Genomic DNA, 20,469 nt, shown 5'->3' on the forward strand with positions numbered 1-20,469 from the left:
TCATTCGAGGGTCGCGTACACGTCCGGACGGTTGCGGCGCAGCGCGAGCGCCCACAGGAGGCCAGCGACGAACGCGGCGGCCAGCACGGCGAGGAAGACGTCCGCGAGGGTGGCCGAGCCGATGAGTACGTCGAAGTTGCTCACGACCAGCACGAGGATCGCCCCGAGCGCGGCAAGTGCGAGGACGGGGGCGACGGTGCCGCGCCACAGGCTCGTCGTCCTCTCCCGGAGGAAGTGCACGACGATCGCGGCCGAGGTGAGGGCGAGCAGGGAGATCAGCCCGAGCGTCCCCGCGCCGCCGAACCACGCGTACACCTGCGTGACGGGGTCGAGCCCGGCGATCGCGGTGACCGCGACGAGCATGCTGATCACCGCGGAGGTGAGGACCGACGCGACGTGCGGCGACCGGTGCGCGGGGTGCACCTCGCCGACACGCCGCGGCAGGGCGTCCTGTCGGCCGAGGGCGAACAGGTACCGCGAGACCACGTTGTGCGCGGTGAGGATGCACGCGAAGAAGCTGGTGACCAGGAGCACCTGCACCCCGTCGTGCGCGACCTGCGAGACGTAGCGCGTCGCGAGCCCGGGCGCGAGGCCCTCGGGATCCTGCGCGGCGAGCTCGGCGGCGCGGGAGACCCCGATACCGTTGATCATCGCCCACGAGGAGAAGGCATAGATCACGGCGATGAGGATCACCGCGATGTAGGTGGCGCGCGGGACAGTGCGGTCGGGGTCCTTCGCCTCGGACCGGAACACCGCGGTCGCCTCAAATCCGACGAATCCGAAGACTGCGAACATGATCCCGGTTCCGGTGGCGCCGCTGGTGAACGCGCCCCAGGACAGCGGCTGGGCCGACAGTCCTTCGGCGCCGCCGCGGAGCACGATCGAGAGGTCGACCAGCGCGACGATCCCGATCTCCGCGACCAGCAGCACACCGAGGACGCGCGCGCTCACCTCGACGTTGCGGTATCCCAGGTAGCCGATCGCTGCGAGCCCCGAGGCGGAGAGGATCCACCACGGCACCGACACCCCGGTGAACGTGACGATCACGTTGCGGGCAGCGGCACCGAGGTAGCCCGTCACGGACACCATCAGGACGGCGTAGGTGACCAGGGCGAGCGCCGCGGCACCGAGGCCGACGGTGGTGCCCAGGCCGCGCCGGACGTACGAGTAGAAGGCGCCGGCGTTCCGGACCTCGGGGGTCATCGCGGAGTAGCCGACGGTGAATATCACCAGCACGATCCCGACGATCACGAAGTCGACGGGAGTGCCGATGCCGTTGCCGGTGCCAAGCATGAGCGGAATCAGCCCGGCGAACACCGTCAGCGGCGCGGCGAACGCCACCACCATGAAGACGATCTGCGGGACACCGAGGGTACGTTCGAGGCCGGTGCCGACGGGTGCCTGCACTTCGCGCTGCTGCGTCATGAGAGCACGCTCCCGCCGACCCGGGCGCCCGCAGCGGTGAGGACCTCCGAAGCTGCGCGCTCCGCTGCGCTGACGGCACCGTCGATGTAGCCCTGGTTCAGGATCGCCGTCTCCGTTCCGGCCCAATGGATCCGCCCGATGGGCCGGCGGTCCGCGTCGGTGTACTGGGTCAGCGATCCGGGCGCGCGGGAGCCGACGCAGCCGCTGATCCACTGCTCGTGCGTCCAGTCCTTCTCCAGGCATGCCACGGGATTCGCGGCCTCGGGCCCGAACAGGGTGGTCAGGTCGGCGAGGAAGGCGTCGCGGCGCGCAGCGGAATCGTCGAGGATCGCGTCGGACCAGTGCAGGCCGCCGCCCGCGCCGGCGGTGCCGTGGAAGGTCAGCAGGATGCCGACGCTTGCGTCGGGCGGCGAGTTGTCGACCACGTAGTTCGCGACCGGGAGGTCGGTGACGGCCTGGCCGTTCAGCCCTTGCTCGCGCCAGAAGGGGCGGTCGTAGACCGCGAACAGCTTGTTCTCGGAGCCGGTGCTCCACCGTCGCTGCAGCATGCTGCGCCGGGTCGGGAGGTCGGGCGTGAACCGGATGCGGGTCGCGTCCGCGGGCGACATCGCGACGATGACGCGGTCCGCGCGTACGTCGAGCCGCGCGGATCGGACGAGCACCCCGTCGGCGTCCTGGTGGACGTCGGACACAGGGGAGTCGAGCACCACTGCCGGTCCGAGGTCGGCCGCCATCCGGTCGGCGATCGCCGCAGTGCCGCCCACGACGCGGGACTCCTGCGCACCGTCGGTGATGTTGACGGCGTGATCGATGCCGCCACCGCCCTTGATCCGGGTGAGCTGGACCAGCAGCGAGGTGCTGTGCAGGTCCTCCGCGTTGGTGACGGTGAAGGCCATCGTGAACATCTCCCGGGCCTCCGCGGTGAAGGAGTGCGCGTCGAGCCAGCGGCCGAAGGTGGTGGCGTCCCACTCCTGGGCCCGGCGGGCCGTCCACGGCGCTTCGAGGGGAACTGATTTCGCCATCCGCTCAAGCCGCAGCTGCAGCTGGGCGAAGTCGGCGATGGCCAGCGGGCTCATCGGTGGGATCGTTCCGTCGTAGCGCTTCGAGCGGCCGCGGCGGTGGTAGATCGACTTTCCGTCGATGAACGTCGTGAAGGTCGTCAGGCCCAGCTCGTCGATCAGTGCCAGGACGCGTTCCTGGCCGGGGCCGACCCACTGTCCGCCACCTTCGGTGATCACGCCGTCGGTCACCTGCAGGTTCATTGTGCGGCCGCCGACGCGGTCGCCGGCCTCGATCACGGCCACCGAACGTCCGGCCTGGGTAAGCCGGCGTGCGGCCGTCAGCCCGGAGATCCCGGCGCCGATCACCACGACGTCGACGGTGCGCTGCTCGGTCATACCGCCACCCTCTCGATGTGGGAGACGACGTGGTCCGCGATGCGCAGGGCGAGGGCGTCGGGAAGGTGGTGCCCCATGCCCGGGATCACGATGTGCCGGGCATGGGGGATCGCGGCCGCCGTCGCATCGCCGCCCGACGGTGCCACGATGAGATCGCGGTCGCCGTTGATCACCAGGGTGGGCGCGGTGATCCGGGCCAGCTCGGCGGTGCGATCACCCGACGCCGCGATCGCCTGGATCTGCCGGGCGGTGCCGGCGACACCGTCGCCCGCGGTGCGGTGCCAGGTGGTGACGGCGTGCGCCGCCTCCTCGACTTCGTCGATCGGGTACGCCGTGCCGGCGAGGTGTGCCGTCATGCGCAGGTGCGCTCGGACGGCTCCCACCCGGTCGCGCCGGGGCGGGCTCGCGATGAGCGCCATGGTCGATGCCGCGGGCTGCCCCACCTTGGAATTCCCTGTGGTGGAGTACAGCGACGCGAGCGCCGCGGTCAGTTCGGGGTACCGCGCGGCCACGGTCTGCGCGATCATGCCGCCCATCGACCGCCCCACGACGTGCGTGGGGCCGAGCCCGAGATGCTCGATCAGCTGGGCCGCGTCGTCGGCCATGTCCGCCAGCGTGTAGGCGTCGCGGCGCGCTTTGCCGAGCAGCTGCTGCAGCGTATTCGGCGGCGGTGTCGTCGCGTAGGTCGACCGGCCGCAGTCGCGGTTGTCCATGCGGATCACCAGGAATCCCGTGGCGGTCAGTGCGGAGACGAACCGGTCCGACCAGGTCGTGAGGTCCTCGGCGAGGCCGGCGATGAGCAGCACGGGCGGCGCGCCGTACTGGCCGTCCATCCGGTAGCAGATGCGGGTGCCGCCCGGGAGCTGGGCGAACCTGTCCTCGGTGTGCTCAGACACGGACGGCCTTTTTCGCCGTCGACGGTGTTGCGTCGTCCGTCGTGGAGCCGAACACCAGGGCGTCGTCGAGCAGGGGGCCGCGGAGGATCTTCGCGTCCTGCTGGTAGGACATCGATTGCTGGAACAGGCCCGTGCCCTGCTTGGGGATGATGTCCTTCGCGCGCTGGGCGTAGCCGGAACTCAGGTCCAGGATCGGCCGGTGCTCCATGGCGGGATCGGCTACGACACGGACGCTGTCGTATCCGAAGGCGTCCATGTGCTTGACCAGGTTGCAGAAGTAGCGGGCGAGGATCCCGACCTTGAGCGTCCACGCGGACGTGGTGTAGCCGATCGAGATGGCCAGGTTGGGGAGGCCCGAGAGCAGCGCGCCGCGGTACGCGACAGTGTCAGGGAGCGCGACAGGGGTGCCGTCGACCTCGAGGTCGATGCCGCCGAGCATGCGCATGTTCAGGCCGGTCGCCGTGACGATGAGGTCGGCGTCGAGGTGTTCGCCGGATTCGAGCGCGATCCCGGTCTCGGTGAACCGGACGATCTTGTCGGTGGTGATGGAGGCGGCACCTGTGCTGAGCGCCTCGAAGAAGTCGCCGTCGGGGCACAGGCACAGGCGCTGGTCCCACGGGTCGTACGGCGGGTTGAAGTGGGTGTCCACGTCGTAGCCCTGCGGTAGGGACTTGGCGTTGACGCGGCGGATGATCTTGCGGGTGAGCTTCGGGAAGGCGCGCATGAACTTGACCTGGGCGAGGTCGGTCGTGATGTTGGTGAACCGGGTCATCGCGTAGCCGCGCTTCTCGCCGAACGTCCGGCTCAGCCACTGCGCGAAGCTGTCGACCTTGGGCCACGGCACCACGTAGGTCGGCGTGCGCTGCAGCATGGTGACGTGCGCCGCAGCACCGTCGTGGTTCAGCATCGACGGGATCAGCGTGACCGCGGTGGCGCCGCTACCGATGACCACGACCTTCTTGCCGGCGTAGTCGTAGTCCTCGGGCCAGTGCTGCGGGTGCAGGATGTCACCCTTGAAGTCTTCGCGGCCCTCGAAGTGCGGGGTGTAACCCTCGTCGTAGCGGTAGTAGCCGGTGCCGGCGAAGATCCAGTTCGTGGTGAAGCGCCGGTCGCCGTCGGGGGTCTGGACCTCGAGGGTCCACCGGGCGTCCTCGCTCGACCACGAGGCGCGCTGCACGCTGTGCTCGAACCGCACCAGGCGGTTCAGTTCGAACTCGTCGAGCGTCTCCTGCAGGTAGTTCAGGATCTTGGGGGCCTCCGCGATGGCGTCCGGGTCGGTCCAGGGCTTGAACTCGTAGCCGAAGGTGTGCAGGCCGTTGTCGGAGCGGATGCCGGGGTACTTGAACAGGTCCCAGGTGCCGCCGATGTTCGCGCGTCCCTCGAGGATCACCACCCGCTTGCCGGGGAACGCCTCGGTGATGTATTTCGCGGCGCCGATGCCGGAGATGCCGGCACCGATGATGGCGATGTCGAATTCTTCGGTCTGCGGAAGTGTCTTCATCGTGGGCCCTTTCGGAGGTGACGTTGTGTCCGTGGTCACTTGTTGTGCCTACGACGGTGCCGGGTCAGGTGTCGCATGAGCCACAACACACTGCTCCTAGTTCTTGAAGAGGTAGTGCAATGTGCACACGCCCCTTGGGGACGGCCAACGGAGATCGCATCATCTGGTGCATGGTGTTGCGTCACTCGGCCCTGGATGTTGCACCTCGTTGTAGCGCGCGCGGGGTTCGCCGCGACAACGTGAGAGACGTCACGAGACACGGATCACATCTCACGGAGGAACGAACCATGCGCGACTTGCTCTTCGCTGCAGCGGACATCTGGATGATCGCCATCGGAGTCATCTGCGGTGTGAAGTTCATCAGGAACTACTCGAATTGGCTGATCGGCCTTGAGTGGATCATCATGGGTACGTCAGGATCGAACTTCCTGATCTACGGGTTGCTCAAGGCGGGGACTGACTCGCCGATGTACCACTTTGCGTTCTTCCTGGACGCGTTTTCCCGGTCGATCGGCTTCACCGTGATCCTGGTGCTCGGCCTACTCATGGTCACGCACAGGTACAAGCCCACGACGGCCGTCGAGGTCGGCGCGTTTGCCCTTGCAGCGGTGCTCGGCTACTTCCTCTCCGAGTTCGCAATCGAGATCGGCACCCCTGGCAAGGTGTTCTTCCTGGTGATGGCGCTCGGCGTCAGCGCTTTCTTCGTGTACTACGGACGGCGACTGTGGGCGCTCGGCGAGCACGCTCACGCGGTCTGGGTGTGGATCGCCACGGCCCTCAACGTTGTAGTCGCGTCTATCTACGACTTCTGGCACATCCAGGGTGACGACGCCAACCACACGTTGTTCTACATCCTTGCGCTGTTCACCTGGGGCCTGGCCATGCTTGTGATCTACCGCTCGTACGTGGCCTTCGACGCGCACAACCGCGCCGTGGATGGTGCGGGCAGCGCCGGCACGGTCGTCGTTCAGGGGGCTGAGCAGGCATGAGCGCGACGACGAACACGGTCTACACCGACTTCTCGGGGTGGATCGATCCGCCCGCCGACGTACGTCCTCCGCTGAGGGAGAACTTGACCTGCTCCGTCGCGGTGATCGGCGGTGGGCTCGCCGGGATGGCGACAGCGCTGCGGCTCGCGGAGTACGGCGTGGACACGATCTTGCTCGAAGCGGCGTTCTGTGGGCGCGGTGCCGGCTCGCGCAACGCTGGGCAGCTGGCCAGCGCGCCGGGCGGCGACATTCAGCTCCTGGATCTGCTGTACCGCAAGCGGATGCCGGCGATCATCCGCCTCACAGAGAACGCTGCGGCGCACGTGGAGGAGCTCATCGCGGCGCGGGGGATCGCCTGCGACTATGAGGCCACCGGCAACGTCTTCGCAGCGGTGTCGCGCGGTCAGCTGGGCCGGACGCGGCGGATCGCGAAGATCCTCCGCAGGGCCGGTGCCGAGGTCGAGGAGGGTAACGCCCGCGAGCTGGGGATCCCCCACGGATTCCTCGGCGGTATGCGGGAGGTCCACGGCGGCATCATGAACCCGGGGAAGTTTCTCCGAGGCTTGCGCGCAGCGGTGCTCGGCTCGTCGGTGCGGGTCTTCGAACAGTCCAAGGTGACCTACGTCGTCCGGGAGGGCGGTGACGTGGTCCTCGAGACCCCCGGCGGAATCGTCCGAGCGGGCACCGTCGTCCTCGCCACGAACGCCTGCGCGGGCGAGTGGGACATCACCCCGAAGCGGTTGTCTTCCCCGATGTGGGTGACCGAGGTCGAGACCGAGCCGATCGACCCGGAGCGGATCGCCGCGCTCGGCTGGACGAGCCGATCCGGGCTCGTCACGCAGCACAACATCATGGAGAACTACCGCCTCACCTCGCGCAACACCATTGTGTTCGGAGTGCGCAAGATCGAGCGCGCCATCGAATACCCTCTCCCAGAACGTACTCCGGATCCGTCAGTCGTGGCCGACCTGGCGGAGGCCTTCGCCCGGCGGTTCCCGCCGCTCGCGGACATCGCCATCGCCCGGGCGTGGGGCGGTTGGATCGGCATCACGTCGAGTTGGTTGCCCGTGGCTGGAACGACCGGAGGCAACGTCTACTACTCACTCGCGTGCAACGGCCACGGCCTGGCGCAGGCGCCGTACATCGGCGCTCTCATTGCCGATCGGATAGCGACGGGAACGATGCCGGAGGACTTGCGCACCGTGTGGGCCGACGAGCCGCGGTTCGGCCGCGCGGTCGGCCTGATCATGGGGCGCCTCGGCGTCCGAGCGGCCTGGGCCCTCGACCGGTTCAACGACGCGCTGAACCGGAGCAAGCGGATCGCGCGGCGGCGCTATGCGCACGCGCGATCGGCCGACACCGGTTTCCGTGTTAGCGGCTCGAAACGCGTTGGGTAAATCTTCTCGGCATCGGCGAGGCGCCGCGGACAATCTTTTTCTTCCGCCTCTCTTTTATCTCGCGCGGCCGCGTCATCGTCGGTAGATTTCATCACGGGGGTGGGCGGGGATGTTTGTCGATGAGGGCACACACGTACAGAGTCCAGCCCCTTCACCAGCTGGGTCAATCGATGACGCCGTCGAGATGTGAGTCGGAGGACGCGGCGAACTTCACCACCTGACAGTCGCCCAGCTCGACGCTCGCACGGGTTACTCGTTCGTCGCCTGCGAGAGTGTGCGCACTCCGACCAACCGTCCTGTCACTCCCCATAACCGGCCGGAATTGGCAGGGACGTAGGCGTTGATCTCCTCACCCAGATCGAATGAGGACAATGCCCCATATTTCCTCGTAATAGCCATGATTCCAGGCTAGGCCGGTGTTATGCCCGATGGAAGGTCACATCCATGTGCCCGACTCCCTGACTTGATTACGGGATCACCGATCTGGGGTACGCCGATACGAAACAACGAGTTCGGGAGGCGCTCAACGGATGAAGGATGTCAGAAAGGCGATGACGGAGACAGAGTTGGTCGAGGAGCTGCATCGACTCGAGAAGCTCACGAAACGAAACCGATGTGAGCAGATCCGGCTAGAGATCGTGCACGACGAATTGGTCGGTCGCCAGACCGACTACCGCCGAATGACCAACAACCATTTGTGCGGAGTTCGATAATCCGAAAGTACTAGCGCACAGACTATTTCATTTGTCGGCGGCGTACAGCTTTGCCTGATTATCCGAAAGGGATTCAGGCAATGCATACCGATTGTGCGGTTTATAATGGAAGGTGCGGGGCGGATAACTAGCCGCGCATCGAAAGAGGGTCATCTGAGTTGTGTGCTCAACGCAGATGGCGTTTCACTTCCCCGGCTCTGATGTGCAGAGCCGGGGTTACGGTTGCGGCACTGTCGAACCGTCACAGCTGATCGTCCCTGCCGAGTGGTCCGTTCGGGGTCAGATCTGTTGCAGCTCGGCATAATTCCAGCCGTATCGTTCACCGATAACTTATATTATGTCATCTTGTCGTTGAAAGGCGCTGCACTGCAACAAAATGTGTTCACAGTGCATCGGCGGTATCGTAACCTCGCTACCAGAGTCAGAGCGGACGTCCTGCAGCCTCGGCCGCAGCGATGTGCTCTTCGATGACGTCGCTTCCTGGGTTCTGTTCGACCCCGGTACGGATCGCGGCAGCGATGGCGCGAGTGCGCCCCGCGGGTCCTCGCACGTAGGCGAGTGGGCTGGCGATGTTGCGCCGCCGGAGCTCGTATTCGTTGCGGTTGCTGCGATTGGTTCCCAACTGCATGTGTGCCGGGTTGGTGCAGCCGGCGAAGTCGCATTGATGGCACAGCAAAAATTCCTATTGCCCTTGCCACGACGATTGCATTTCTTGCAAGCGGGCGCCAGATTATGTGGAGAATGAACATCGAAAGTCAGTGCCTGCACCTTCTCTGAACCAAACTCTTTCAGTAACTTTCCTAGCTCATCTTTACTCGTCGTGTGCGGAATTATGTGCTCAATCGCGTAATCATAAAAATCTTTTACGCAACCGTTTATGTAACAGCGGTTTCCCCACACATCCAATAGGGCCGCAAGAAGAATTCGATTGCTTAATTCGCCATTCTTCAATTTGTAACGAGCATGGTTATCTGCGTGGGGGTCGATTTTCGGGATATAAGTCACCCGCAAAAAGTATCAACCCAACCCCAGGAATAGGCAAAAATCAGAGCTACCGCGACACCACACGTGGCCGGCCTCCGTCGCTCCCGCACAATCACCCCGCCAGCCACCCGAGTGGGAGGTGCGAACGCCGCGCCCGTTGCCGGCGATGTGTTGGTGCCAACCCGGCGGCCGGCCACCAAGCAGGGGGACGCCACCGGATCAGCGGAGATTTAAGTTATGGTCGCACCAGCGAAGACCGCGGCAGACAAGAGCGCAGCGCGACGCGAGTATGCCGTTAGAGGAGGGCTTTGGGGCAGGTGGGGAGTTGCCCGGTTTCGAGAAAGATGATGTCTCGCCCGATTTCGATGGTGTGATCACAGAATGTCAGCCGCAGGCGCAGCATCTTGGATGTGGTCGGTGCTGTCGATCGTCTGTCGTTAACCCAGCGATCCGCGTCAGGGAGTGTCACCGCTCCGTCGCGGGCTTCGCCGCCTCCGATACTTTTAATCACAGATGGCTGTAAAAATAGATTTAAGTGGAGAAGAAAGTACCAACCGGACTGGAAAACTAGGTCCTGATCGTTTAAGAAGAAGTAAAAAATGCTCTCACAAGCGCGGTAGCGCGACTCCAGCCGCGCCAACCGGCCAATTCCGCCTGAGAGATTCGAGTGATGCAGAACACCTTCGCAACCAATCGTAGATATCTAAACCGTAACTAAACGGGTTTCGGAGGCTTAGAGCTGTCACTGGTCATGCGAGTTTGGTCTAGCCATGCTTAATCTTTTCAGGTGACTACAACCCTGACTACAACCCTCAGTGCTCGCCTATCCGGCGCCAGCGAATATGCGATCGCGGCCTTCCGCATCGTCGTCGGCTTCCTTTTCTTCTGCCACGGCACCACGAGTCTGTGGTCATGGCCGACGGAGCCCGCTGGCGGAGTCAACGACGCGTTCGGCGCATGGCCGGGATGGTGGGGAGCCATCATCCAGGTCGTTGGTGGCATCGCTTTGATGCTTGGCCTCGGCACCCGACTCGTCGCGTTCATCAGTTCTGGATCGATGGCCTTCGCGTACTTTTGGACCCACCAGGAAAAGGGTGCGCTACCGATCCAGAACGACGGTGAATCCGCCGCCATGTTCTGTTGGGCCCTGTTCCTGCTGGTCTTCGTCGGGCCGGGAACTCTCTCTGTCGACCGCGTCCTGCAGCGTCGCCGGAGCACGTTGATCACCGCAGCTGGTGACCGCTCCACACGAGAATAGAGTTGTCGTGTCGGTCAATTGGAAAGAATGAGATGATCCGAAGTGGCCCATAACTATGCAACATTGTTGTCGTTGGCCCTGACCGCCCTCGGCAGGACGGCCGGCTTCTCCGACCGCGCACCTATTGTTTAGCGTGGGGACGAAAGTTCCCGACAGGCCTTGAAGATTGCATGCGCGCCGTCGTCGGCTACGGCACTAAAGGCTCACCGCCATCGACGCGATTGCTCGCCGCCGGGCTCCTGCCGTCGGACGTGGTGGTGGCCGACACCGATCCGGCCGTCTTGGAAGTAGCGTCGCGACAAGGTCTGGTCACCGTGCACGGCTCGGCTACCAGGCTGGACCTGCTGCAACTGGCTGGAGCCGGGCACACGGCATCGATGATCGTGGCCACCTATCTCGCGCGGCGATACCGCATGTCCACCATCGAGTGCCCGTCAACTCGCTCCGAAGGCGCGCATCGTCGCTGCTCTCCGTGGATCGGAGAACACGCATCTTCTGCGTCAATCTGCTGCAGACACGGTGGTCGTCACCGCGGAGACCGCTGGCCGACTCCTGGTCATCGCCACCCCCTACTCCTCTGTGGTGGAAGTGATCGAAGACATCCGGACCCCCCAAGGCGGGTTCGCTGTAGAGGAACGCACTGTTGAATCCGTGGAGGTCGGCAAGGCGCCTCGGAAGTGCAGGACATCGTGCTCGGTGTGGTGCGCGATGGCCAGTTGTTCCGCGTCGAGGCACCGGCGGCCGGTGTGGTGCAGTCCGGCGACAAGCTTCTCCACCTACGTCTGGTTTCGCACTGAGGCTCCGCGCTTCCACTCACAATGCTGACGCCGTCTCCGCCCCTGCCGCAGGGGCCGTGGCATGGTCGCGTGATGGTAATGCTGCGTCGAGACTACGAGGGCTCGCGACGGCGATCAATTCTCGATGGTCGGACACGGCGCTGACTAATCATCGACCGCTCCACCGGGGCGATCGTTTCTCAGCGAAAGCGAGTAGGCCTTCGTGGATGTCCTCGGACTCCAGCACGGCGGCGAAAGCTCGCGCAGTGACCTGCCATCCGAGCTCGTCACCCGGTGCATCGACCGCAGCCATGGCATGGAGGGTTTCGCTGACCGAAACCGGGGCGTTGCTGCTGATTCTCCCGGCCAAGGCGATCGCCGCGTCGATTGCTTCCCCCGGTTCGGTGAGGACGTTGACCAAGCCGAGCACATGGGCACGATCGGCGGTCAGGGGGTCTCCGGTGAGTAGCAGTTCGGCGGCGACATTGCGAGGTAGCGCGCGGGCGCTCCGGAACAGCGCTCCACAGGTGGCGATGACGCCGCGCTGGACCTCGGGCAGGCTGAAGGTGGCCCGGCTCGAGGCCACCACGAGGTCGCAGGCAAGGACCAGTTCGAACCCGCCGCCGTATGCCGGTGCGTCGACCGCGGCGATCAATGGCTTCGCGCGACGCCGGCGGATCAGCCCGTATTCTCCCCCTCGTTCCGTCGCGCCGGATCCCGCCTTGAGGTCGGTTCCGGCGCTGAACACTGCGCCGGCGCCAGCCAAGACCCCGACCCGAAGTTCTGGATCGTCGTCCAGCAGGTTGAAAGCGGCGTCCAAGCCAGCCGTCATGTCCGCGTCGATGGCGTTGCGGCGGGCTTCGCGGCGCATGGTGATGACTAATGTCTGTCCATCGCGGTGGAGGTCGACCAGGTCTGGCATTGTCTGTTCCGTTCTTTAAATGGTGGTGGAAGTCGCGGAGGCCCGCGAAAGGAATCAGATCCGTAAGCCGGACCGGTCCTTGGTCAGAATCATCTGCCGGTTCCGTACCACTCGCGCAGGTCGCGCTTGAGAATCTTGCCTGCACCGGAGGTAGGAAGAGCGTCGACGAAGGACGTCGACCGTGGCAGCTTGTAGTTCGCGATATGCATCCGGCAGAAGTCGCGGAGTTCCGCCTCGCTCACCGATGTGCCAGGAGTCAGGACGACAACGGCGTGGACGCGCTCGCCCCAGTTTTCGTCGGGTAGTCCGATCACGGCAACCTGAGCGACTGCAGGATGCTTGGCGAGGGCGTTTTCGACTTCGATTGTGTACACGTTCTCGCCGCCGGTGATGACCATGTCCTTCAGTCGATCGACAACGAATACATAACCATCCTCGTTCATGTACCCGGCGTCCCCGGTATGCATCCAGCCGTCTCGGATGACTGCGCTAGTCTCTGCTGGCTTGTTCCAATAGCCGGACATCAGGTGATCTCCGCGGACCACGATCTCGCCGATGTCACCACGTGGAAGTTCCACGTCGCCAGTTCCGATGATGCGCACTTCCGAGTGTGCTGTGGGCCGCCCGCAGCTGCGTCGGAGCGTTGGATCATCGTGGTCGTCTGCGGTGAGAATTGTTGCGATAGCAGCGATTTCGGTCATGCCATATCCCTGGCTGAGACGTACCTTCGGAAAGAGTTCGAGGGTGCGCTGGAGGAGGGCTTCGGAGATCGGTGACGCCCCATACACAATTCGCGTGAGACTCGACAGGTCTGAATTCTTCGCCTCCGGCGAGTCTACGAACAATTGAATCATCGTCGGAACGAGAAGTGTGTCGGTAACACCGTGTCTGGTGATGGCTTCGACAACACCGGCCGGAGTGAACGAGGGCACCATCACATGTGTGGCGCGGGTGAGGCACGCGATGAGCCACGCGGCGAGGTCTGCCAAGTGAAACATCGGTGCCGCATGTAGAAGGACCCCGCCGCGATTGAGGATGTCGGCGGTTACGATTGAACCCATCGCGGAGGTGAGGCATGCTCGATGCGAGAGCATGACCCCTTTGGGTTTGCCGGTTGTCCCGCCGGTGTAAAAGATTCCGTAGAGGTCGTCCCCGCCCCGTCGCGCGTCCTCGACCGCACCGGCGCCGGCGACAAGTTGCTCGTAGTCGAGCATTCCGTCAGGTGCCTGAGTCTCGCCGATGAATATCACCGACGACAGGTTGGGAGCGAGTTCGCGCAGATCTGGGATGAGCGGGGCAAAGTTGTCGTCGACAAGCAGAATGTCGGTCTGACTGTCAACCAATGAGTAGGCGATCTCGGCAGCGCTCCATCGCACATTTACCGGGGTGACGACGCATCCTGCCCATGGCACTGCGTGAAGAAACTCGTGATAGCGATCGCTGTTGAGCGCCAGGATGCCGACTCGGTCGCCGAGTGCGGCGCCTAGAGCACGAAGTGCCCCTGCAAATCGGGCGACTCGGTCGATGGTTTCCGCGGCCGTTCGCGCGCGATCACGGTAGATCGTGACGACATGGTCGGGATTTGCTTGCGCAGTGTTGATCAGTGACTGGGTGATATGCACGGTAGCCCTTCATTGTGAATTTCCATCCGTGTGACGGTGGCGACAGTATTCAAAACTATTGCATGTAAATCTTCTATTTTCGGTATTGGCTTGGTGCGCAGCAGATTTCGTGGATTTCCGATCTTGTTCAGAGTGAAGGCGGCTCCATTCAGAGTCCGAATCGTTGAGCCTTCGACGTGTCGTAGTCGTCGGCAGTGACCTGATTGAGGAAGTGGTGTGCCGCAGGGCTTCGAGGCGGTCGTGATCGGAACCGAATTCCTTCGATTCGGACCGCTTGAAATCTGAAAGTCGTTCAATTCCTGGTCGATCGCCGGACCGCTTGGGTGCGGCCCTCGCCATGGACGCCACTTCGCGACGATTCGGATCGCAGCATGGCGTGACGTCGGTTCCGGCGCAGCACCCGCGGTCAACGCGTACCCAGACATCGCCGGGCTGTCCCACACCTCGATTCGATAGGGAGGGAAGGAGTGGAATCGGCGTAGACCCGAAACTCGATCGCGTGCGTTTGTCCGGTTGACCCGGTCAGGTCGACTGCTGAAAAGCTGCAATGGAATCCGCGCGGACGAGGTGGCCCTAGGTAACCATCGGGCGGTTGAGCTGTGATCACGAAGGTCAGGAGCAACCGGCCCGAAGATCGTTACACGTGAGCGTGCTGCCGTCGTCGCGGCGAATGGCAATCCGCGAGTTGTAGTGCGCGGAGAACCGGTTGTTTTCACCAGCGGCAGTTGGGGTTGGGACATTGCGCCAGGGTGCGCCGGTGAGGCGCTCATCAGCGTCGGTGCCGACCTTCAGGTATTTGTCGAACCACGCGATCGTGTAGTAGCTGACAATCGCCTTGGCATCAAAAGTGCCGGGGAGAAGGCCCGCAGTGTCCGCGAAGTCGAGGTGGTTGGCCGCGCGGATCACGATGTCGCCGCTATCTATCCCGTGTGCCGACATTTCATAGGAAGCCTCTGATTTCGCCAGGGGATCAGGCGGCTGCACACGCGGTATGGGAAAGGCCAGATAGTCGCCACTCATGCCGAGCACTGGCGTGCGTAGCTGTGGGGCTGGGACATCGGGTGCGCCAAAGCAATATTTGTTGAAGCCGTAGGCCAAGGGTACTGATACAGGGCCGAGCGCTTGGGCTGCCCGCGCGGTGGTGAATGCCACCATCTCATCCAGCGGTTTCGCCGCTGGAACGCACTGACTGTCCAAGGCGACTGCGGCTTTGACCCGTGGATCATTTTGGGCGTTCCAGCTGGCAGCAACACCACCGTAGGAATGTCCAGTCAGGCCCACACGGGAGGGGTCGAGTCTTTCCCACAGCGGATTGTATGCCGCATTGAGTCCGCGGCTCACACGGCTGCGTTGCTTATCCGAGTGGTCGGTTCCGCTGGTGCGGCTCGGCTGTGGCGCGTATATCTGTGCTGGGCTCGACAAGAAGAAGTCCAGGGCATCGATTTGACCGTCGTAGAAGGGGAGTCCGTTACCCCCGAGGCTGTCGAGGAGATTGCCGTTGGCTTGCGGGCCGGCGAGTCCGAGAATGGGAATGCCAGCGAACGCCGCCTCGACTTCGTCGGGCGCTTCACCGAATTGATCGGACATGCCCTCGCCCTGCGTATCGTAGGTGAAGACCAGATAGCCTGCTGAAGCTAGGTTCTGGGCGAGGTACCAGTAGCTTTCCTCATAGGCAAGCAGTGAACCGTTGTTGACGATGACGCCGGGCTTGCGCGCTTGATCAGCCTCAGTGGGCATGTCCCAGATGTGCCCGGAAATGGTGGCTCCGCTCCGGGAGGTATACAGGACCTGCTCGACGCTACCCCCGCGGTTACGCCAAGTGTCCTCGGTGACATCCGGGTTGATTAGGCATGTGAGGGCAATGGAGCAAGTGTTGGGGTTTGGGCGTCGTTCGGGATCCGCTTGTAGCTTTTCCGCACGCTTTCGCTGATAGTCCATTGTTTTTTCGGCTATGGCCGGGAGCTCGTCAAGTCGATTCGCTAAGCCGCCGGTCGTTTCGAACGTTTTCGCCAAAGTTGATTCCTCGAGTGACGGCGACCATGAATCGGCCGACGCAACCCCCACGCCAGCCAATGTCGCGGCCAAGGTCGCGACTACAGCAAAGGCGACAGACAGTCCCAGATACATCCTGTCAGCGGCGGGCGTCTCTACCCGTCGCCTCCCGTAACTCCAATTCCGACTCTTCACGTACACAATGTCCTCCAGATGCATTCTCTTGTACCGCAGTGGATTGCGGATTCACGTGGCACGGTTGGACTTTCGCCTCGTGCGACGGTTCCAATGTCCTCGCCGACGATCGGACTTTGCCCGAATGGCAACACCTGTTCCGTCATTCTCCCGGCCGGATGGAAAAACGACTCAAGTGAGATACGGAACGTATTCACATGCAACGGGTATGTCAATGGGTGGCTGTTGTATGCAGCCGAAATGATCGGCGGCAAGGGGCATTTCGGTCGGGCGCAGAGCATTCAGAATCCACTCAGGGTCAACTCGTCCGCACATTCGCGGGCAAGGGCCAGTCATCCGCATCCCGATGTCTTGCTGTGCGTACTGCCATCGGTCGGCGGCGGCTCAAGTCGCGGCGAGTTGCTCGAAGGAGCTGGTGAACGATGAGGCGGCCGGTGTACGAAGGGTGTTCATCGTGGCGCAAAGTCTACTGGATATGCGCTGCCCGACAACGGATCTGAGGATGTGACCGCCTTGTGGTGGGCGTGTGATGATGCGATCGGTGTGGTTCGCATAGAACGTCCCATGATTGCCTGCTTCCGTGATTCGCCGAGTGAACATCGGCGCTACACCGGACGCGAAGGTCTCCAGTGCCGAGAGATCACTTGCATGGATGCCAAGTTTGGTGAATCCGGGGTCGGAGTTGGGTATTGACGGCCCAGCAAGTCTTCGATAATGTCTGCTACTGAATAATCGTCGTTATCGAAATTGAGAGGCGACCATCGTGGATGGTTTCGATCTGGTGCTCCGGGGCGGATGCTTCTTCGACGGAACCGGTGCTCAACCCGCTATTCGCGACGTAGGAGTGCGGGCGGGTCGGGTGGCGGCGATCAGCACCAGCCCTTTGGAGGCGGAGGGAGCGGAGGTCGTCGACGCTGAGGGCTTGTGGGTGATGCCGGGCCTGATCGACATCCACACGCATTACGACGCCGAGGTATTGGTTGCCTCGGGCCTCTCGGAATCGGTGCGCCACGGCGTCACGACCGTGATCTTCGGGAACTGCTCCCTCTCCACCGTGTTCTCCTCCCCTGACGATTGTGCGGATCTGTTCTCACGCGTCGAGGCCCTGCCGTGGGACGCTGTCCAGTCAGCACTCAACGAACACCAGAGCTGGTCAGATCCGCACCGCTACGTGGAGGCGCTCGAGTCCCGTCCGCTCGGACCCAACGTATCGGCGTTTATCGGACACTCCGACCTTCGCGCGGCGGTTATGGGCCTGGATCGGGCCACTGATCCAGACAGTCACCCAACTCCCGTCGAGTTGGGCCGGATGCGCGCGATGCTGGCCGATGCGCTCGACGCTGGGTTCGTGGGAATGTCGACAGTGAGAAGCTCGTTCTCGAAGCTGGACGGCGTGCGCTACCCATCGCGCCAGCTTCCCTCCACCTACGCGAGCTGGCGAGAGTACCGCGCTCTGAACCGCGTGCTCCGCGAACGCGGGCGCCTGCACCAGTGCACACCTAATGTTGCCCGCAAGGCCGAGATCGGCAAGTTCTTCGCCCAGAGCGCTGGTCGCGGCAGGGCCCCGTTGAAGACCACGATGCTCGCTGCGGCAGACCTCAAGGCAGATCCGAAGATGATCTGGGTACTGACCAAGGCTACGGCGTTGCTGAACCGGGTGATGGCCTCGGAATTGCGCTGGCAGCACCTGCCGGTGCCGTTCGAGGTCTATGCCGATGGCATCGACTTGGTCGTCTTCGAGGAGTTCGGTTCGGGTGCCGCAGCTCTCAACGTGCGCGACGTAGTCAAACGCGGTGAGCTCGTGGACTCCGAGGTCTACCGCCGCCAGTTCCGCCAAGACATCGAGCGCAAATTCGGTCCGAAACTATGGCACCGCGACCTGTACGACGCCGACATCGTCAGCTGCCCGGACACCGAGGTAATCGGCAAGTCGTTCGGCAGCGTCGCGCAGGAGCGGGGCATTCATCCAGCGGACGCCTTCCTTGACCTGGTGGTAGCCCACGGCGTTGCTTTGCGTTGGCGTACCACCATCGCCAATCACCGTCCCGAAGTGCTCGACAGGATCGCGGACAACGCTCAGATCCAGATGGGTTTCGCGGACTCCGGCGCCCACCTGCGCAACATGGCGTTCTACAACGCCGGCCTGAGGCTGCTGAGGCGAGTCAATGAATCCGCAGAGGGAGGCCATGAGTTCCTTAGCCTCGAACGCGCCGTACACCGGCTGACCGGCGAACTCGGCGACTGGTACGGCCTCGACGCTGGCACCCTTCGGCTGGGGGACCGCGCCGACATCGCCGTCATCGACCCTGCCGGGCTCTCCAAGTCCTCGGACGATTACGCCGAAGCCCCCCTCGAGGAGCTCGGGGGCGTATCTCGAATGGTCAACCGCAACGACGACGCAGTGGCCGCGACCATCGTGGGTGGACATCTCGTGTACCGCTATGGCAATTTCGCCGACGGGTTCGGTACGACGCGAAGCTTTGGCTCTTTCCTACGGGCCGGAAAGACACACTCGAGCGCCGGATGGTCCTCGTGAGCAATCCAGTCCCCGTCGCCCGCCGCACACCCCGCTCCGAGGTCCGCGACCGGCTCCTGCAAGCTGCCTTCACGGTGTTCGCGGAACGCGGATTCGCCGGAGCCACCATGCAACAGATCGCGGCCACCGCCGGGTTCACCACCGGCGCACTCTACTCGAACTTCGCGAGCAAGGAGGACCTGTTCTTCGAGCTCTTCGACCGGGAGGTGACAGGCCGCATCGCATCAGTCCGAGAGATTCTCGGCCACGCGGACCTTACCGTCATGGACGAAGCGTCCGCACTGGCGGCCGGCCAGCACCTGACCGCTGCGATCCAGCAGAGTCGCGAATGGCAGTTGCTGTTCACCGAGTTCTGGCTTCGTGCCGCCCGCGATACCCAGCTACGTGAGCGGTGGGTCGAGAAACGCCGAGAGTATCACCAGCAATTGACCGAGTTGGCCGACGAAGCGCTCTCCAGCTGGGGCGCAGACGGAGCTGTCTCGTCGCGCATTCTCATGTTCACCATGCTGGCGCTGAACAACGGTCTCGCCATCGAAGAGATCGCCGATCCGGGCGTCATTCCAGCCGACACGATCGGGACTGTCCTGGTCCGCCTGCTGGGTCTGCAGACTAAGAGCACTGGCTGACGAAGCCGCAAACCCGCGCTACGGCCACCATCCGAGGTTATTCGGTGGTGGGAGGGCAGGCCGTCGCCGTTCTCATCGTTTTACGGTTGTCATAGGGCCGTACCAAATCCGAGTCCGAAGCTCGGATGACCCGCTCGACCTCTGCAACCCGAGGCGACGAACCATTGCTCCACTTCATGAACACAGCGGAATGAGGAGAAGCGTATGACCATCCCTAACGCATCGTCATCCGGGGTGTGGCAGGTTGGCAGTTTGATCGGCCAATTGACCGGTCGCACCAGCGCCGAGCCGGCAAGAGGCGGCGTGGGAAAGGTCATGTCCGTCGACGGCGTCGACCTGCACGTCCGAGTGGACGGTCCCGCCGACGGTCCTGCCCTCCTGATGCTGCACGGTTTCGGTGCCTCCATGGCGTGGTTCGACCAGCTCGTCGCTCGCCTGCCGGAATGCCGGATCATCCGGGTCGATCTTCTCGGGCACGGTGGTTCTGCGCGACCTACATCCGGCTACGACCCCGACAGCCAGGGCCGGCTCTATGCGAGTCTGCTCTCCGAGTTGGACCTGGACGACGTTACGGTCGTCGGCCACTCGATGGGCAGCCTCTTCGGCCTGGCGACCGCCGAGCACAGCGCCCTCGTGACCCGGCTCGTGTTGATGGGCGAAGGGCCCGACACGAGCACCGGAACGCTGCCGCCAGGCGAGTGGGTACTTCACACCCCGTGGATCGGTCCGATTCTGCAGCAGCATGGTCCCGCGTTCGTCACCAATCGCGTGGTGCGGCGAGCATTTGCGCGGGACTTCGACATGGCCACAGCATTTGCCCACCCCAGTCAAGGCCTCGACGACGCCCGCAGCCTGAACCACCCCGCCTTCACCCAGACGATGCGGCAGCGGCAGGCGTGGACCAGACGAGGTGGTCTGGACGCACGGCTGGACGATCTGGCATTGCCGGCGCTCGTCATCTTCGGCCGGAAGGACCGCTTCTACGACGTGGAGGCCTCACTTGCCCGCTACCGCCCAGTACGAACAATCACGACCAAGGTCCTCGAAGACGTGGGGCACACACCGATGATCGAAGCCCCCGACCGCGTCACTGACCTGATCCGCGAGTTCCTCTCCACCCGTAAGAACCGGTCGAAAACTTCACCTGAAATCGCCGACTCGAAAGATAAGCAGTCATGACCGTCCAGCGACGGCTCGATGGTCAGCAAACAGTGTGGACGCGCGTTGCCGGCAGGGTGCT

16 protein-coding genes and 1 pseudogene are annotated in these 20,469 nt (G+C 63.6%); 8 read left to right on the forward strand and 9 right to left on the reverse strand.

Translation table 11 applies throughout. The annotated features are described in order from the left end of the window. From ASU23_RS01070 to ASU23_RS01085, 4 genes are read right to left on the reverse strand one after another with little or no spacing between them, the layout of a single operon-like run. Entirely contained in the window at positions 1 to 1,425 is a 1,425-nt protein-coding gene (locus ASU23_RS01070) for an APC family permease (RefSeq protein WP_058036969.1), read from the reverse strand. Further along, positions 1,422 to 2,822, reverse strand: a complete 1,401-nt coding sequence (locus tag ASU23_RS01075) for an FAD-dependent oxidoreductase (protein WP_058036970.1) — start codon at positions 2,820 to 2,822, stop codon at positions 1,422 to 1,424. The genes ASU23_RS01070 and ASU23_RS01075 overlap by 4 nt, the downstream gene beginning before the upstream one ends. Further along, on the reverse strand, positions 2,819 to 3,718 hold the full coding sequence (locus ASU23_RS01080) for an alpha/beta hydrolase (RefSeq protein WP_058036971.1): 900 nt from the start codon (positions 3,716 to 3,718) through the stop codon (positions 2,819 to 2,821). The genes ASU23_RS01075 and ASU23_RS01080 overlap by 4 nt, the downstream gene beginning before the upstream one ends. After that, on the reverse strand, positions 3,711 to 5,219 hold the full coding sequence (locus ASU23_RS01085) for an NAD(P)/FAD-dependent oxidoreductase (protein ID WP_058036972.1): 1,509 nt from the start codon (positions 5,217 to 5,219) through the stop codon (positions 3,711 to 3,713). Before ASU23_RS01085 ends, ASU23_RS01080 begins: the two co-directional genes overlap by 8 nt. A 287-nt stretch (positions 5,220 to 5,506) precedes the next feature. Here ASU23_RS01085 and ASU23_RS01090 point away from each other — a divergent pair, with 287 nt between their 5' ends. After that, positions 5,507 to 6,208 carry a hypothetical protein gene (locus ASU23_RS01090; protein ID WP_058036973.1) on the forward strand — a complete coding sequence of 234 codons (702 nt, stop codon included), beginning with the start codon at positions 5,507 to 5,509 and terminating at the stop codon, positions 6,206 to 6,208. Continuing rightward, on the forward strand, positions 6,205 to 7,605 hold the full coding sequence (locus ASU23_RS01095) for an FAD-binding oxidoreductase (RefSeq protein WP_058036974.1): 1,401 nt from the start codon (positions 6,205 to 6,207) through the stop codon (positions 7,603 to 7,605). Before ASU23_RS01090 ends, ASU23_RS01095 begins: the two co-directional genes overlap by 4 nt. A gap of 249 nt (positions 7,606 to 7,854) precedes the next feature. Here ASU23_RS01095 and ASU23_RS33725 read toward each other — a convergent pair whose 3' ends face one another. Next, complete coding sequence (locus ASU23_RS33725) at positions 7,855 to 8,004, reverse strand: hypothetical protein (RefSeq protein WP_156423043.1); 150 nt, start codon at positions 8,002 to 8,004, stop codon at positions 7,855 to 7,857. Between the two features lie 131 nt (positions 8,005 to 8,135). On the opposite strand from ASU23_RS33725, the gene ASU23_RS01100 reads away from it, so the two are divergent. Then, positions 8,136 to 8,318, forward strand: a complete 183-nt coding sequence (locus tag ASU23_RS01100; protein WP_058036975.1) for a hypothetical protein — start codon at positions 8,136 to 8,138, stop codon at positions 8,316 to 8,318. A 421-nt stretch (positions 8,319 to 8,739) separates the two neighbouring features. Here ASU23_RS01100 and ASU23_RS01105 read toward each other — a convergent pair. Next, positions 8,740 to 8,994 (reverse strand): annotated as a pseudogene (locus tag ASU23_RS01105) (hypothetical protein); the annotation flags it as partial. A gap of 1,095 nt (positions 8,995 to 10,089) precedes the next feature. Here ASU23_RS01105 and ASU23_RS01115 point away from each other — a divergent pair. Both ASU23_RS01115 and ASU23_RS33055 read left to right on the forward strand, forming a co-directional pair. Continuing rightward, positions 10,090 to 10,560 (forward strand): DoxX family protein, encoded by a 471-nt coding sequence (locus ASU23_RS01115; RefSeq protein WP_253741114.1) that lies wholly within the window; start codon positions 10,090 to 10,092, stop codon positions 10,558 to 10,560. Between the two features lie 170 nt (positions 10,561 to 10,730). Then, positions 10,731 to 11,207 carry an NAD-binding protein gene (locus ASU23_RS33055; RefSeq protein ID WP_242692522.1) on the forward strand — a complete coding sequence of 159 codons (477 nt, stop codon included), beginning with the start codon at positions 10,731 to 10,733 and terminating at the stop codon, positions 11,205 to 11,207. Positions 11,208 to 11,505: 298 nt separating this feature from the next. On the opposite strand, the gene ASU23_RS01120 is transcribed toward ASU23_RS33055, so the two are convergent. The 3 genes from ASU23_RS01120 to ASU23_RS01130 form a co-directional block, all read right to left on the reverse strand. Next, a complete protein-coding gene (locus ASU23_RS01120) occupies positions 11,506 to 12,258 on the reverse strand; it encodes an enoyl-CoA hydratase-related protein (RefSeq protein ID WP_058036978.1) in 753 nt (250 codons plus the stop codon). 89 nt (positions 12,259 to 12,347) lie between these two features. Next, positions 12,348 to 13,880: a long-chain-fatty-acid--CoA ligase gene (locus ASU23_RS01125; protein ID WP_058036979.1), complete on the reverse strand. Its 1,533-nt coding sequence runs from the start codon at positions 13,878 to 13,880 to the stop codon at positions 12,348 to 12,350. Between the two features lie 612 nt (positions 13,881 to 14,492). Next, on the reverse strand, positions 14,493 to 16,007 hold the full coding sequence (locus ASU23_RS01130; protein WP_165638677.1) for a S9 family peptidase: 1,515 nt from the start codon (positions 16,005 to 16,007) through the stop codon (positions 14,493 to 14,495). 823 nt (positions 16,008 to 16,830) lie between these two features. On the opposite strand from ASU23_RS01130, the gene ASU23_RS01140 reads away from it, so the two are divergent. The 3 genes from ASU23_RS01140 (at position 16,831) to ASU23_RS01150 (ending at position 20,408) form a co-directional block, all read left to right on the forward strand. Further along, the gene (locus ASU23_RS01140; RefSeq protein WP_058036982.1) at positions 16,831 to 18,603 is read left to right on the forward strand and encodes an amidohydrolase family protein; all 1,773 of its coding nucleotides are present in this window, start codon (positions 16,831 to 16,833) and stop codon (positions 18,601 to 18,603) included. Next, complete coding sequence (locus ASU23_RS01145) at positions 18,591 to 19,229, forward strand: TetR/AcrR family transcriptional regulator (protein ID WP_058036983.1); 639 nt, start codon at positions 18,591 to 18,593, stop codon at positions 19,227 to 19,229. Before ASU23_RS01140 ends, ASU23_RS01145 begins: the two co-directional genes overlap by 13 nt. A gap of 204 nt (positions 19,230 to 19,433) precedes the next feature. Next, the gene (locus ASU23_RS01150; protein ID WP_242692523.1) at positions 19,434 to 20,408 is read left to right on the forward strand and encodes an alpha/beta fold hydrolase; all 975 of its coding nucleotides are present in this window, start codon (positions 19,434 to 19,436) and stop codon (positions 20,406 to 20,408) included. Positions 20,409 to 20,469 lie beyond the last annotated feature (61 nt).

Origin of the sequence: Rhodococcus sp. KB6 (genome assembly GCF_001445685.1) — a bacterium.
Taxonomy (GTDB): Bacteria; Actinomycetota; Actinomycetes; order Mycobacteriales; family Mycobacteriaceae; genus Rhodococcus_F; species Rhodococcus_F qingshengii.